The 13,896-nt window shown below is 70.7% G+C and carries 8 protein-coding genes; 3 read left to right on the plus strand and 5 right to left on the minus strand.

Annotation, left to right across the window (positions count from 1 at the left end):
* Positions 1-79 precede the first annotated feature (79 nt).
* Both ileS and ODJ79_RS43185 read right to left on the minus strand, forming a co-directional pair.
* The gene (ileS, locus tag ODJ79_RS43180; protein WP_263029535.1) at positions 80-3,205 is read right to left on the minus strand and encodes an isoleucine--tRNA ligase; all 3,126 of its coding nucleotides are present in this window, start codon (positions 3,203-3,205) and stop codon (positions 80-82) included.
* Positions 3,206-3,586: 381 nt separating this feature from the next.
* The gene (locus ODJ79_RS43185; protein WP_263029536.1) at positions 3,587-6,463 is read right to left on the minus strand and encodes a VOC family protein; all 2,877 of its coding nucleotides are present in this window, start codon (positions 6,461-6,463) and stop codon (positions 3,587-3,589) included.
* Positions 6,464-6,610: 147 nt separating this feature from the next.
* Between ODJ79_RS43185 and ndk the strand changes: the two genes are divergently transcribed.
* Together ndk and ODJ79_RS43195 are read left to right on the plus strand one after the other, a co-directional pair.
* Positions 6,611-7,027, plus strand: a complete 417-nt coding sequence (gene ndk, locus ODJ79_RS43190; protein ID WP_411267433.1) for a nucleoside-diphosphate kinase — start codon at positions 6,611-6,613, stop codon at positions 7,025-7,027.
* A 56-nt stretch (positions 7,028-7,083) separates the two neighbouring features.
* Positions 7,084-8,616 (plus strand): alkaline phosphatase D family protein, encoded by a 1,533-nt coding sequence (locus tag ODJ79_RS43195; RefSeq protein WP_263029537.1) that lies wholly within the window; start codon positions 7,084-7,086, stop codon positions 8,614-8,616.
* A gap of 129 nt (positions 8,617-8,745) precedes the next feature.
* On the opposite strand, the gene ODJ79_RS43200 is transcribed toward ODJ79_RS43195, so the two are convergent.
* Genes ODJ79_RS43200 through ODJ79_RS43210 form a run of 3 tightly spaced genes read right to left on the minus strand, consistent with a single transcriptional unit; the run spans position 8,746 to position 13,087 of the window.
* A complete protein-coding gene (locus tag ODJ79_RS43200; RefSeq protein ID WP_263029538.1) occupies positions 8,746-9,150 on the minus strand; it encodes a DUF4233 domain-containing protein in 405 nt (134 codons plus the stop codon).
* A complete protein-coding gene (locus ODJ79_RS43205) occupies positions 9,147-10,460 on the minus strand; it encodes a bifunctional folylpolyglutamate synthase/dihydrofolate synthase (protein WP_263029539.1) in 1,314 nt (437 codons plus the stop codon). The genes ODJ79_RS43200 and ODJ79_RS43205 overlap by 4 nt, the downstream gene beginning before the upstream one ends.
* Positions 10,457-13,087 carry a valine--tRNA ligase gene (locus ODJ79_RS43210; RefSeq protein ID WP_263029540.1) on the minus strand — a complete coding sequence of 877 codons (2,631 nt, stop codon included), beginning with the start codon at positions 13,085-13,087 and terminating at the stop codon, positions 10,457-10,459. The genes ODJ79_RS43205 and ODJ79_RS43210 overlap by 4 nt, the downstream gene beginning before the upstream one ends.
* A 78-nt stretch (positions 13,088-13,165) precedes the next feature.
* Here ODJ79_RS43210 and ODJ79_RS43215 point away from each other — a divergent pair, with 78 nt between their 5' ends.
* Positions 13,166-13,834 (plus strand): hypothetical protein, encoded by a 669-nt coding sequence (locus ODJ79_RS43215; RefSeq protein ID WP_263029541.1) that lies wholly within the window; start codon positions 13,166-13,168, stop codon positions 13,832-13,834.
* The last annotated feature ends 62 nt before the right edge of the window (positions 13,835-13,896 follow it).

The following is a 13,896-nucleotide window of genomic DNA, read 5'->3' on the forward strand; positions in this document are numbered from 1 at the left end:
CGGAAGTCCCCGTCGAGCTGGCAACCCGACCCGGACATTAGCCGCAGAGGTGGCAAATGCCCAGGCCGGGTTAACTGTTTCACAGGATGGCGCGAGACACCGTGACCGTGATCTGCTCGCCGTCGCCGACCTCGCCGGCGAAGCCGGTCGCGCCCGCCGGGGCGAAGCCGACCGAGGACGCCAGCGTCTCGCCGGCCACGAAGTCCCGGTGCGCCTCGACCGCCAGCCGCACCGCGTCGGTCGCCGAGACGGTCAGCTCGATCCGGTCCGAGACGTCCAGGCCGGCGTCGCGGCGGGCCTGCTGCACGACCCGGATCACGTCCCGGGCCAGGCCCTCGGCGAGCAACTCGGGCGTCACGACGGTGTCCAGCACGACCACGCCCGCACCGCCGGCCAGCGGCGCCGAGTTGGCCACGTCGGCGGCGACCAGCTTCAGCTCGTACTCGCCCTCCCGCAGGGTGACCCCGGCCGCCACCGGTGCGCCGTCGACCAGCTGCCAGTCGCCCTTCTTGACCGCCTGGATGACCTGCTGCACCTGCTTGCCGACGCGCGGGCCGAGCGCCCGCGGCACGACGGTGAGCACCTGCTCGCAGTACGCGGCCACGTCGCCGGTGAACATCACGTCCTTGACGTTGACCTCGTCGGCGAGCAGGTCGCCGAAGCCCGCCAGCGCGGCCGCACCGGGCGTCGCCACGGTGAGCTTGGCCAGCGGCAGCCGGACCCGCAGCGCGCGGGCCTTGCGCAGGGACAGCGCGGCCGAGGCCACGTCCCGGATCGCGTCCATTGAGGCGACCAGCTCGTGGTCGGCCGGGAAGTCCGCGGCCGACGGCCAGTCGGTCAGGTGCACCGAACGTTCGCCGGTGAGGCCGCGCCAGATCTCCTCGGTGGTCAGCGGCGCGAGCGGCGCGACGACCCGGCACACCGTCTCGAGCACGGTGGCCAGCGTGTCGAACGCGTCGTGGTCGCCGGCCCAGAATCGGTCCCGGGAGCGGCGCACGTACCAGTTCGTCAGCGCGTCCAGGTAGGACCGCACCGACGCCGCCGCGCCCGAGATGTCGTAGTCGTCCATCTGGCGCTGCACATCGCTGACCAGCTCACCCGTCTTGGCGAGGATGTACCGATCAAGCAGGTGCTCCGAGGACGTCCGATTGGTCGCGACATAGGCAGAGGCGTTTGCATAAAGGCTGAAGAAGTACCAGACGTTCCACAGCGGCAGCAGCACCTGGCGTACCGAATCCCGGATCGCCACCTCGGTGACCGCCATGTCCCCGCCCCGCAGCACCGGCGACGACATCAGCATCCAGCGCATCGCGTCCGAGCCGTACGTGTCGAACACCCGATACACATCCGGGTAGTTCCGCAGCGATTTGGACATCTTCCGCCCGTCCTCGCCGAGCAGGATGCCGTGGCTGAGGCAGTTGCGGAACGCCGGCCGGTCGAACAGCGCCGTGGCCAGCACGTGCATGGTGTAGAACCAGCCCCGGGTCTGCCCGATGTACTCGACGATGAAGTCGCCCGGGTAGTGGTGCTCGAACCACTCCTTGTTCTCGAACGGGTAGTGCACCTGGGCGAACGGCATCGACCCCGACTCGAACCAGCAGTCGAGCACCTCCGGCACCCGGCGCATGGTCGACCGTCCGGTCGGGTCGTCCGGGTTCGGCCGGGTCAGCTCGTCCACGTACGGCCGATGGAGGTCGTTGACCTTGACCCCGAAGTCCCGGGACAGGTCCTCGAACGAGCCGTACACGTCAACCCGCGGGTAGTTGGGGTCGTCCGACTTCCAGACCGGGATCGGCGAGCCCCAGAACCGGTTCCGCGAGATCGACCAGTCCCGGGCGTTCGCCAGCCACTTGCCGAACGAGCCGTCCTTGATGTGCGCCGGCGTCCAGGTGATCTCCTGGTTCAGCTCGACCATCCGGTCGCGGAACTTGGTGACCGCCACGAACCAGCTCGACACCGCCTTGTAGACCAGCGGGGTGTCGCAGCGCCAGCAGTGCGGGTACGAGTGCGTGTAGCCCTCGTGCCGCAGCACCGCGCCGCGCTCCTTCAGGTCGGCGATGACCCGCTTGTTGGCGTCGAAGACCTGCACGCCCTGCCACGGCGGGACCAGCGCGGTGAATCGGGTGTGCTCGTCCACCGTCACGATCGTCGGGATGCCGGCCGCGTTGCAGACGTTCTGGTCGTCCTCGCCGAATGCGGGCGCCTGGTGCACGACCCCGGTGCCGTCCTCGTCGCTGACGTAGTCGGCCGGGAGAACCTGGAACGCGTTCTCCCCGGCCTGCTCGACCAGGAAGTCGAAGAGCGGCTCATACTTGCGGCCCGCGAGCTCGCTGCCGAGCACCGTGCCGACCTGCTCGTAGCCCTCGAGCTCCTTGGCGTACGCGGCGACCCGGGACGCGCCCATGATGAGCCTGTGCCCCGACTTATCCGACAAAACCGCATATTGCAGGGTGGGCCCCACGGCCAGCGCCAGGTTCGACGGCAGTGTCCACGGCGTAGTCGTCCAGACCGCGATGTCCTCGCCGGTCTCCAGCCGGAATTTTACGGTTAAAGCGGGATCTGTCCGGTCGCGGTAGACGTCGTCCATCCGCGTCTCGGTGTTCGACAGCGGCGTCTCGCACCGGAAGCAGTAGGCGAGGACCCGGAACCCCTCGTACACCAGCCCCTTGTCGTGCAGCGTCTTGAACGCCCACATGACCGACTCCATGTAGCTGGGGTCGAGGGTCTTGTAGTCGTTCTCGAAGTCCACCCAGCGGGCCTGCCGGGTGACGTACCGCTCCCAGTCCTTGGTGTAGGCGAGCACCGACGACCGGCAGGCCTCGTTGAACTTGTCGATCCCGAGCTCGACGATCTGCGCCTTCGTGGTGATGCCGAGCTGCTTCTCGGCCTCCACCTCGGCCGGCAGCCCGTGCGTGTCCCACCCGAACCGGCGCTCGACCCGCTTGCCGCGCATCGTCTGATACCGCGGCACCAGGTCCTTCACGTACCCGGTGAAAAGGTGCCCGTAGTGCGGCAGCCCGTTCGCGAACGGCGGCCCGTCGTAGAAGACGTACTCGTTGCTGCCGCTTTCCCCGGCCGGCCGTTGCGCGACGGACGCCTCGAACGTCTCGTCGGCGGCCCAGTGCTCGAGAACGGCGCGCTCGACGGCGGGCAGATCCGGACTGGCCGGCACGCCATCGGCATCGGTGTGCTTCGGATAGCCCATCGGTGGGTTCTCTCCTCGTGCAGCTCACTCAACGTGGACTGCGAGGACGAGCGGTTGTCCGCCCGCGGTACCACCTCGCTTGGCAGGAGACCCTGCCCGCTCATTCGCCGGCTCCCGCACGTGCCGATCCGCCCGGTTCTACTGAGGCTCCTCTGCGAGGAATGCCCGTTCTTCCGGAGGCTCCCCGGTGATGGCCGGTTCAAAGCCTGCCCCTCAACGATACCGGCCGCCCGAGGCGGCTCTCACTCGCATTCCCGGCGAGGACCTCAGATCAAGATCATTTCCCGGTACGCCACGGCGGGGTCCCCGGCGAGCCGGCGATCCGGGTGGTGGGTTGCGCCCTTGCCGCCCGCTGCGGGCGGTGCTGCCCACCTGCGCTTACTACCGGATGGCCCGCCACTGGGTGATCGCGATGTTGTGTTCGTCCGGGTCATGGAAGGTGGCCGACCACAACTCCAGCCGGTCCCCGCGATTGACCGGCTGCGGCGGGTGCTCGAACGTAACGCCCTTCTCCAGCAGCTCGTGATAGACCGCCTCGACGTCCCCCACCTCGAGATTGAGGAAGATCAGCCGCCCGGCCCCACCGGCCAGCCCGGTCACGGTGCGCAGGACGACCCGGGTGTCCCCCGAGGCGAGCACCGCGCTCCCGTCCCCGCTGTCGATCTCATAGAACCCGAGCGTGTCCCGATAAAACCCGATAGACCGCCCCAAATCGGTGACGAGCACGGTGATCCCCACCCCGTAGATCGCCCCGGCCGGCCCCGGCCGAGCACTGGGATAGGCGGTAATCACCTCATCCGCCCGCTCATCCGGCTCCACCGTCACCGGAGGCACCGCCAGCCCCGGCGGCGCAGCCCAGGGGTTCTCATCTCCCCCGGCCGGCCCACTCCCGGTCCTCGCACTCCCGGCCGCCGCACTCCCGGGCGCCGCACTCCCGGGCGCAGCACTTCCGGGCGCAGCACTTCCGGGCGCCGCACTTCCGGGCGCCGCACTTCCGGGCGCCGCACTTCCGGGCGCCGCACTTCCGGGCGCAGCACTTCCGGGCGCCGCACTGTCGGCCGACGTACTCCCGGGCGCGTCATTCCCAGCCTGGTCGCGCCCGGCCGAGGCCGCCCGAGAGGCAGCGACCCCCGCCGCCGCCCCAGCGATCGCCGCCCCAGCAACCGCGGCACCGGCACCGGCATGCGCATCACCCACCGGCACACCGCCGGTCGCGGCGGCACCACTACCCGCAGGAGCCGCTCCACCCACAGGCGCAGTGCCACCGGCCGAAACGTCCTCGGCCGAAACCGGCGACGCCTCCGTTCCACCGGCAGACTGCCCACCGGTAGACGGCCCAGCGGCAGACGGCTCAGCGGCAGACCGCTCAGCGACAGACGGCCCTACAGCCGCGGACTCAGCCGGCGCAGGCCCGGCGGACGACGGCCTGGCAGGCGCCGACCGCCAAGGCGGCGTCGGCTCAGCGGACGAGCCCTCGGCAGCCGACCCGCCGGCAGCCCCGGCAGCGGCGGCGGCAGCCCCGGCGGGAGCGGCGGCGGCAGTGGATTCCGACCCGGCAGCGCGGGGACCGGCTTCCGATCCGGCAGGCGGGACCGGCGTCCTCGACCCGGCCGATTTGTCCCCGTGCTCGGCCTTGTCGGAATGCCCGAACTTCTTGAACGCCGCCGCCGCGGCAGCAGCCACCGCCCCGGCGGCCGCCGCGGCTCCCGCGATGACCCGGCCCGAGCCGTGCTTCTCCGCCACGGGCAGTGGCTCGGTCGCCGCCTCCGCCTCATGCGCCGCATTCGACACAAACTTCGTGGTAGCCCGCGATTCCGGCGCGGCCGACGCCGTGCCCGCCACCGGCGGCACCTCGACCGGCCCGGTCGGCGCCTCCTCGGCGACCGGCGGAGCGATCAGCCCCTCGTGCATCGCCGCGGCCGCCTCGGGCTCGGCCTCCTCCGGCGACGCGGCCGGCTCCCCGTCCAGCGGCAGGTCGATGTCGTCGTACCCGACCGGCGTCGGTGCGGTCGGCCGCGCCTGGGTCGGTGCCGGCGCGTGCGGCGGAGGCGTGACCGGCTCCGGCGCGGTCGGAAAACTGGTCGCCGGCGACGGCGCCGCCGTGGTCGCGGCCACCGTGGGCTCCGGCCGCCGATACGTGCCCGGCCCCGGCGCCCCCGGCCCCGGCGCCCCCGGCTCGTCCAACACCGGCTCATCCAACGCCGGCTCGTCCAACACAGGCTCGTCCAACACCGGCTCATCCAGCACCGGCTCATCCAGGACGGGCTCGTCCAGCGGCAGATCGATCGGCAGTTCCTCGTCCGGATGCGGCGCCCGCTGCGGCGGCGCGGCGGCCGTCGGCTCCTCGACGATCGGCCCGGCAGCGGCGGTCGCCTGCTCGACCAGCGGGTCCGCCGTGGCCGTGGCCGACCCGCCCCCGGGCCGCGCCCCGCCACCGTTCCGGGGTCGCGGGCTGGGCCTGCTCCCCGCCTGCCGACCCGCACCGGCGCCCGCTCCGGCAGCCACACCGGCGGCAGCACCGGCAGCGGCACCGGCCGCCGCCCGGCGCGGCAGCGGCTGCGTGACCTCGTTGTGGTCCACGAACTCGCCCTCGACCACCGGCCCGGCCGGGGTGTCCCGCACGACCACCGGCGATTCCCCCGGCCCCGGCGGCGGGGGCGGCTCCTCGTCCTCGGGCGCCGCCCACTGGCGGTTCCGGTTGACCCACGGCGGGTCCTCCACGTCGCCGAGGATGTCGTCGTCCTGTTCCTCGTCGATCACCTCGTCCGGCAGGTCGCCGTAGTCGGGCATCGGCGGGGGCGGCGGGTCCTGCCCGCGGTCGCGCGGCGACGCCTCGTCCCAGTTGATCCGCACCCGGCGCATGTCGTCGACGTCCACCGTGATCGGCAGCGTGTCCCCGATCATCGGCCACTTCACCACCGGGACCCGCGGCTCGCGCAGCGTCACCTCGGAGGTGGGCAGCCCGGGCGCCACGACCACCGCCTGAATCTCGGCGCGGCCGTAGACGGCGGACGACGTGGGCGCCGGCGAGATCGCCTTGACCTCTGCGGTGCCGCTGACCCAGGCGCGGGCGCCGCGCCGCACCACATTGACCACGCCCAGGCCGATCGACAGCACCAGCACGGCCAGCCCGAACAGGGCGACCCCCCAACTGGACATGCCGAGCCCCAGCGCCATCACGAAGACGGCGATCGTGCCCATGACGGCCGCCACCAGCTTGCGCGGGGTTGCGACAGGACGGCCGGTCTGGTTTGCCAATGTGGACCTCCCGCTCTTTCACGTCAGGTTATTGCCCGGCGCAACCCGAGGGAAAGTGTGGTGGTTCCGGCGTTGCTGCTCGCCGGAAACTCGGTACCGATAGGCTGAATCCCGCGTGTTTGCCCCACAGTTCGTTGGAGGATCTTCGTGACCAGCCCCGTCGAGCGTTCTCTCGTGCTCATCAAGCCCGATGCGGTCCGTCGTGGCCTGCTCGGTGAGATCCTCGCTCGGTTCGAGCGTAAAGGCCTGGTCATCGAGGCGCTGGAGTTGCGCACGATGGACGCGTCGCTCGCCGACCAGCACTACGCCGACCACGTGGAGAAGCCGTTCTACCCGCCGCTGAAGGAGTTCATGACCAGCGGCCCGCTCGCCGCCATGGTGCTCGCGGGCGACAACGTGATCGAGGTGGTCCGCGCCATGATCGGGGTGACCGACGGCCGCAAGGCCGCCGCCGGCACGATCCGCGGTGACTACTCGCTGTCGAACCGGGAGAACCTCGTGCACGCCTCCGACTCGCCGGAGAGCGCGGCCCGCGAGCTCGCCCTCTGGTTCCCGAAGATCTAAAGGAGTTTCAGGGCACGGCCACCCGAGGGCCACGTCCGATCGATAGGCATCAAGGCATGACCTCGATCTCGCGACGCAACCTTCTCCGGGCGGGCATGGCCGGCCTCGCCGGCTCGGCCCTGTTCGAGGCGCCGGCGTTCTCGTCGGCCGCCGTGCGCCCGATACTCACCCACGGCGTGCAGAGCGGCGACGCCACCGCCGGCTCGGCGATCATCTGGAGCCGCTCCGACCGGCCCGCCCGGCTCTGGGTCCAGGCGAGCCGCCGCCCCGACCTGCGCGGTTCCCGAGTGATCCGCGGCCCGATCGTCACCCCCGACACCGACTTCACCGGCAAGGTCCGGCTGCGCAACCTGCCGTCCGGATCGAAGATCTATTACCGGGTACGCGCGGAGAGTCTGGACCGCCCCGGCCTGTTCGGCAACGCGGTCGACGGCTCGCTGCGCACCTCGCCCGCCGGCCGCACCGACGTCCGGTTCGTCTGGACCGGCGACGTGGTCGGCCAGGGCTGGGGCATCGACCCCGCGTACGGCGGCCTCGCGCTCTTCGAGTCGATGCGCCGGCGCGGCCCCGACTTCCTGCTGCACAGCGGCGACACGGTGTACGCCGACGGCCCGCTGCCCGAGTCGGTGACCCTGCCCGACGGCCGCACCTGGCACAACCTGGTCACCGAGGAGAAGTCCAAGGTCGCCGAGACGCTGACCGAGTACCGCGGCCAGTACGCGTACAACCTGCTCGACGACAGCTACAAGCGCTTCGCCGCCGAGGTCGCCCAGATCAACCAGTGGGACGACCACGAGGTCCGCAACAACTGGTATCCCGGCCAGATCCTCGACGACGCCCGCTACACCGAGAAGTCGATCGACGTGCTGGCCGCCCGCGCCCACCAGGCCTACCACGAGTGGATGCCGATCCCGTCCGCCTCCGGCCCGGTTTACCGCCGGATCCAGCACGGTCCGCTGCTGGACCTGTTCATCCTGGACATGCGCACCTTCAAGGACCCGAACGACGGCAACGTCTACGCCGACCCGAAGCGCGGCATGCTCGGCGCCGAGCAGCGCGCGTGGCTGATCCGCGGCCTCCGGGAGTCCCGAGCCACCTGGAAGGTCATCGCCAATGATCTCCCGCTCGGCCTGGTGGTCCCGGACGCACCCGGCACCTTCGAGGGGGTGGCCCAGGGCGACAACGGCGCCCGGAAGGGCCGCGAGCTCGAGTTCGCGGAGGTGCTCCGGTCGGCCCACCGCCACGGCGTGACCGGCATCGTCTTCCTGACCGCCGACGTCCACTACACCGCGGCCCAGCACTACGACCCGTCCCGGGCGGCGATCCAGGACTTCACCCCGTTCTGGGAGTTCGTGTCGGGCCCGGCCCACGCCGGCGCCTTCGGCCCCAACGCCCTGGACGGCACCTTCGGCCCCGAGGTCGCCTTCGTGCACGCCCCGCCCGCCGCCAACACCTCACCCGCCGCCGGCTACCAGCACTTCGGCGAGGTCACCATCGACGCACACACCGGCACACTGACGGTGGACCTGCGAGACCGCGATGGCGTCTCGCTCTGGTCCACCAGGCTGGAGCCCGCCAAGCGCCGCTAGGTTCCGGTTTTCTGGTTTGCAGCGCAAGTAGGCAGCTCAGCCCGCAGCGGGCGGCACAGGCGCAACCCACCACCCAGGTCGCCGGCTCATCGGGGACCTGGGTGTGGCGTACGGGAGAATGGTTTTGATCTATCCGAGGATCGTTTTGCGGATATATGCGGCATAGGCCCACGCGCCCGCGAAGATGATGCCGATCACCGCGAGCGACCAGTGCAGCAGCCCGCACGTGATCAGCAGCGCTTGCAGGACGGCGCCGGCGACCCAGGCCCACGGGCGGGACATCAGGCCGGCCAGCACGATCGCCAGCACGGCGAGGGTGATCACCGCGGCCACGGCCCAGCCGCTGACGTGGCCGCTGAAGATGCGGATCGGCTGGATGGCCAGCAGCAGGACGATCGCTTCCAGGATCAGCGTGCCGGCGCCGAGGCCGCGCACCGCCGCCTGGGGATTGCGCAGCCCGGAACGCGGCGCCGGCACCTCCGCATCGTCGGGCTGTCGCAGATCGGCCGCCTCGTTTCGCTGGTGGTCGGTCATCGCTTCAGGAGTTTCCGTGCGTCGGCCACCGTGACGACCGAGCCGGTGATCAGCACGCCGACGCCGCTGAGCTCGCCGGATGCGTCCTCCTCGGCCAGCACGACGGCCTCCTCGATCGCGTCGGGCATGGTGTCGGCGACGGTGACCCGGTCTTCGCCGAAGATGTCGGTCGCCAGCTGGGCCAGCTCGGTCACCGGCATCGAGCGCGGCGAGCTGTTCTGGGTGACCACGATCCGCGCGGCGACCGGCTCGAGCAGGTCGAGCAGGCCGGACACGTCCTTGTCGCCCAGCACCGCGACCACCGCGACCAGGTGCCGGAAGCTGAACTCCTCCTCCAGCGCGCCGACCGTGGCGGCCATCCCGTGCGGGTTGTGCGCGCCGTCGAGCAGGATGGTCGGTGCGCTGCGGACCCGCTCGAGCCGGCCCGGCGAGTCGACCTGCGCGAAGCCCTCGACGACCAGCTCGGGTCGCACCTGATCGCCGAGGAACACCTCGACCGCGGCCAGCGCGAGCGCGGCGTTCTGCGCCTGGTGCGCGCCGAAGAGCGGCAGGAAGACCTCGTCGTAGACGGCGCTGAGCCCCTGCAGGCGCAGCACCTGGCCGCCGACCGCCTGGGTGCGCTCGATGACCCCGAACTCGCTGCCCTCCCGCGCGAGGGTCGCCCCCATCTCGGCGCTGCGCTCCAGGATCGGCCGCATCGCCTCCTCGGTCTGCAGCGCGGTGATCACGGTGGCGCCCTTGTGGATGATGCCGGCCTTGGCCCAGGCGATGTCCTCGATGGTGTCGCCGAGCCACTCGGTGTGGTCGAGCCCGATCGGGGTCAGCACGCAGATCCCGGCCGCGATCACGTTGGTGGCGTCGTCCTCGCCGCCGAGGCCGACCTCGACCACGGCGATGTCGACCGGCGCGTCGGCGAAGGCCGCGTACGCCATCGCCGTCGTCATGTCGAAGTAGGTCAGCGGCTCGCTGTTGCGCGCGTCGATCAGCTCGGCCAGCGGCGCGACCTCCTGGTAGGTGGCGACCAGGCGCTCCTCGGAGATCGGCTCGCCGTCGAGGCTGATCCGCTCGCGGACGGTCTCCAGGTGCGGGCTGGTGTACCGGCCGGTGTGCAGGCCGTGCGCCCGCAGCAGCGCATCGATCATCCGGGCCGTGCTGGTCTTGCCGTTGGTGCCGGTCAGGTGGATCGACGGGTAGGCCCGCTGAGGGCTGCCCAGCACGTCCATGAGATCGCGGATCTTGCCGAGGTCGAAGACCATGCGGGTGAAGCCGCGCTGCTCGAGCGCGGCCGCCACCTCGTCGTACTCGCTCATGCCGACGGCAATGCGGTGAGGGCCGCGGCGATCCGGGCGAGATCCGCCTCGGCCGCGGCCAGCCGGTCTTTGATCTTCGCGACCACCGCATCGGGGGCCTTGGCCAGGAACGCGTCGTTGTCGAGCTTGGCTCGGGCCTGGGCCGCTTCCTTCTCGGCGGCGGCGCGGTCCTTCTCGAGCCGGGCCCGCTCGGCCGCGACGTCGATCGTGCCCCGGGTGTCGAGGTCGACCGTGATGCCGCCGGTCACGGCCAGCGTCGCGGTGGTGGTGAAGCCGTCGGTCGGCGGGTCGAGCCGGGCCAGCGAGCGGATCAGCGGCTCGTGCGTGTCGATGCCGACGTTGCCGAGCCCGGTGAGCGCCGCGGTGACCCGCTGGGTGGGCTTGAGGCCCTGGTCGGAGCGGAACCGCCGGACCTCGGTCACGACCTTCTGCAGGGCGGCGAGCTCCTCCTCGGCGGCGTCGTCGATCAGCTCCTTGTCCGCCGCCGGCCAGGCCGCCTTGACGACCGTCTCGCCGCCGGTCAGCGCGATCCACAGCTCCTCGGTGACGAACGGGATGACCGGGTGCAGCAGGCGCAGCAGCTGGTCGAGCACGTGGCCGAGGACTCTTTGGGTCGTCGCACTTCCCTGGGCCAGCACCGGCTTGCTCAGCTCCAGGTACCAGTCGCAGACGTCGTCCCAGGCGAAGTGGTAAAGGGTGTCGCAGACCTTCGCGTACTCGTAGGTCGCGAACTCCTCGTCGACCTCGGCGATCACGTGCTGGAGCCGCGACAGGATCCACTTGTCGATGGCGCTCAGCTCCTCCGCCGGGGGAAGGTCGCCTTCGATGGTCGCGCCGTTCATCAGCGCGAACCGGGTCGCGTTCCACAGCTTGTTGCAGAAGTTGCGGGAGCCCTGGCACCACTCCTCGCTGATCGGCACGTCCGAGCCGGGGTTCGCGCCGCGGGCCAGCGTGAAACGGGTGGCGTCGGCGCCGTACCGGTCGATCCAGTCGAGCGGGTCGACCACGTTGCCGAACGACTTCGACATCTTCTTGCCTTGCCCGTCGCGGACCATGCCGTGCAGGTTGACCACGTCGAACGGCTGGACGTCGCCCATCGCGTACAGGCCGAACATCATCATCCGGGCGACCCAGAAGAACAGGATGTCGTAGCCGGTGACCAGCACGCTGGTCGGGTAGAACTTCGCGAGCTCGGCGGTCTGCTCCGGCCACCCCATCGTCGAGAAGGGCCAAAGAGCGGAGGAAAACCAGGTGTCGAGTACGTCTTCGTCCTGGCGCCAGCCTTCGCCGGTGGGCGGCTGCTCGTCGGGGCCGACGCAGACGACCTCGCCGCCCGGCCCGTACCAGACCGGGATGCGGTGACCCCACCACAGCTGCCGCGAGATGCACCAGTCGTGCATGTTGTCGACCCAGGCGAAGTACCGCTTCGACAGCTCCTCCGGCTCGATCTTCACCCGGCCGTCGCGTACCGCGTCGCCGGCCTTCTTCGAGAGCGGGGCGGTATTTACGAACCACTGCAGCGAGAGCCGGGGCTCGACGGTCGTCTTGCAACGCGAGCAATGGCCCACCGAGTGCAGGTATGGCCGCTTCTCGGCGACGATCCGGCCCTGCTCGCGCAGGGCGGCGACGATGGCCGGCCGGGCCTCGTAGCGGTCCAGGCCCTCGAACGGGCCGGGGACGGTGACCACCGCGCGCTCGTCCATGATGGTGATGCTCGGCAGGTCGTGCCGCTGGCCGATCTCGAAGTCGTTCGGGTCGTGCGCGGGGGTGACCTTGACCGCGCCGGTGCCGAACGACGGGTCGACGTGCTCGTCGGCCACGATCGGGATGCGCCGCCCGGTGAGCGGCAGCTCGACCTCGGTGCCGACCAGGTGCCGGTACCGCTCGTCGTCGGGGTGCACGGCCACCGCGGTGTCGCCCAGCATCGTCTCGACCCGGGTGGTGGCGACCACGATCGCGGTGTCACCGTCGCCGTACCGGATCGAGACCAGCTCGCCCTCGTCGTCGGTGTGCTCGACCTCGATGTCGCTGAGCGCGGTGAGGCAGCGTGGGCACCAGTTGATGATCCGGTTGGCCCGGTAGATCAGCTTGTCGTCGTACAGCCGCTTGAAGATGGTCTGCACGGCCCGGGACAGGCCCTCGTCCATCGTGAACCGCTCGCGGGTCCAGTCGACCGAGTCGCCGAGCCGGCGCATCTGGCCGAGGATCGCGCCGCCGGACTGCGCCTTCCACTCCCAGACCTTGGCCACGAACGCCTCGCGACCCAGGTCGTGCCGGGACTGCTGCTGGGCGGCCAGCTGGCGCTCCACCACGTTCTGCGTGGCGATGCCGGCGTGGTCCATGCCGGGCAGCCAGAGCACCTCGTAGCCCTGCATCCGCTTGAGGCGGGAAAGGGTGTCCTGGATGGTGTGGTCGAGGGCGTGGCCGACGTGCAGGGAACCGGTCACGTTCGGCGGGGGGATGACGATCGAGAAGGCCGGTTTTGCGCTGGCCGGGTCGGCCGTGAAGTAGCCCGCCGATACCCACGTCTCGTACCGCCGCTGCTCTACCTCGCCCGGCTGGTACTGGGCGGAGAGGCCGCCGGTGGGCCGGCTGTCGGGGGTGCGGGTCTGGGTCGTCTCGGTCACCCGACAAGTCTACGGAGCCGCTGACCAAACCCCGAATTCGCACCTCCTCCCGGGGACCGCGGTTGCTACTCTCGCGCAATGCCCGACGCCCCAGGCGACGCCTCCGCCAACGACACCCACATCGAGATCGGCGAGATCGGTCTCACCGCGGACGAAGCCGGCGGCGAAGATCAGAAGCAGCCCGTACGCCGCTCCCCGCTCCGCCGCACGCTCCTGCTCGGCCTCCTCGGGGTCGCGGTGGTCGGCGCCGGCCTCCTCGGGTACGAGGCGTATCAGATCGTCACGCAAAAAGACGCCAAGCTGGCCACACCCGCCCAGATCGGCACGCTGACCCTGAACACGTCGGAGGATGCCAAGTCCACCGCCGACTACCTGCAGACCGCGATAGCCGCCGAAATCACCATGGACAAAACCATCGGAGCGGTCTACACCGACGGCGGCAACACCGGCAAGGACGTTCTTCTGTTCGGCGGCACCACCCTGTTCTGGACCCCCGAGAACGACCTGGACGCCGCCTTCGACCTGATCGGCGACAACGAAGGCGCCGTCACGGACCTCCACGAGGTCAGCGCCGGCCCGCTGGGCGGCACCATGAAGTGCGGCACCACCAAGACGGACTCGGGCCCGCTGACCGTCTGCGGGTGGTCCGACCACGGCTCCCTGGCGATGGCGATGTTCAACAACCGCACCGAGCCGGAAGCCTCGAAGACGATGCTCGAGATCAGAAAAGCAACCGAAACGCGCTGAGCCGAAAGAAGCGCGCCCTGATTCCTCGGGGCGGGCTTTTCATGTTCCTTCTCTGCGCCTGG

The sequence above is a fragment of the Actinoplanes sp. KI2 genome (assembly GCF_025630775.1).
GTDB lineage: Bacteria > Actinomycetota > Actinomycetes > Mycobacteriales > Micromonosporaceae > Actinoplanes.